Origin of the sequence: Haemophilus seminalis, assembly GCF_006384255.1 — a bacterium.
GTDB classification, from domain to species: Bacteria; Pseudomonadota; Gammaproteobacteria; order Enterobacterales; family Pasteurellaceae; genus Haemophilus; species Haemophilus seminalis.
On sequence record NZ_VCED01000019.1, the window covers coordinates 1 to 852 of the forward strand.

Below are 852 nucleotides of genomic sequence, written 5' to 3' on the forward strand. Positions count from 1 at the left end.
AGCTTTTCGCAGATTAGCACGTCCTTCTTCGCCTCTGATTGCCAAGGCATCCACCTTGTACGCTTAGTCACTTAACTATACAACCTCAAATGTTTTCAATCACTTTAAGTTTTCACTTCAAAGTGCGGTCAATTTGATGCGTATTTTCATTTAACTAAACACTTGATTGCTTTTGTTCAATCAAGATTTATCACAAAATAGGTTTGCTTTCAAAGTTTCCTTCTCAGTTCCCTCTTTTCACTTTCCTATTTTGCCTACTCAGACTTTCTCTCGAAAATCTCTTGTTTTCAGCTTGTTTCCAATTTTTTAAAGAACAGTTGATAAAACTTTTCAGTTATCATCGTTAAATAAACTAAATGAGTATAAATAAAACCTTAAACACTATATTAGTTTAAACTAGTGCTCATGACTTTCTTCTCTATTCTCTCTTAATTTACTTAACGATGATAAGTGGTGGAGATAAGCGGGATCGAACCGCTGACCTCCTGCGTGCAAGGCAGGCGCTCTCCCAGCTGAGCTATATCCCCATTTCATCATAATTTAATAACTAATCATTTATGTCTTAGTTACTTACACTACACCTTTCGCTTCACTCACTCTCAGAGTGGTGGGTCTGAGTGGACTTGAACCACCGACCTCACCCTTATCAGGGGTGCGCTCTAACCACCTGAGCTACAGACCCAAGGGTAATGTTTTCTTCTGCTCACTTGTCTACAACTATCAGCCAATCTGTGTGAGCACTCGCTGTCTCTCGTCTTTGGTAAGGAGGTGATCCAACCGCAGGTTCCCCTACGGTTACCTTGTTACGACTTCACCCCAGTCATGAATCATACCGTGGTAAACGCCCCCCTT

Annotated in this window: 2 tRNA genes and 1 rRNA gene; all 3 read right to left on the reverse strand. The window is 40.7% G+C overall.

What is annotated here, in order from left to right:
* Positions 1–451: 451 nt before the first annotated feature.
* Positions 452–527, reverse strand: a tRNA-Ala gene (locus FE813_RS10385).
* 78 nt (positions 528–605) lie between these two features.
* A tRNA-Ile gene (locus tag FE813_RS10390) sits at positions 606–682 on the reverse strand.
* Positions 683–761: 79 nt separating this feature from the next.
* Positions 762–852 (reverse strand): 16S ribosomal RNA (locus tag FE813_RS10395); the annotation flags it as partial.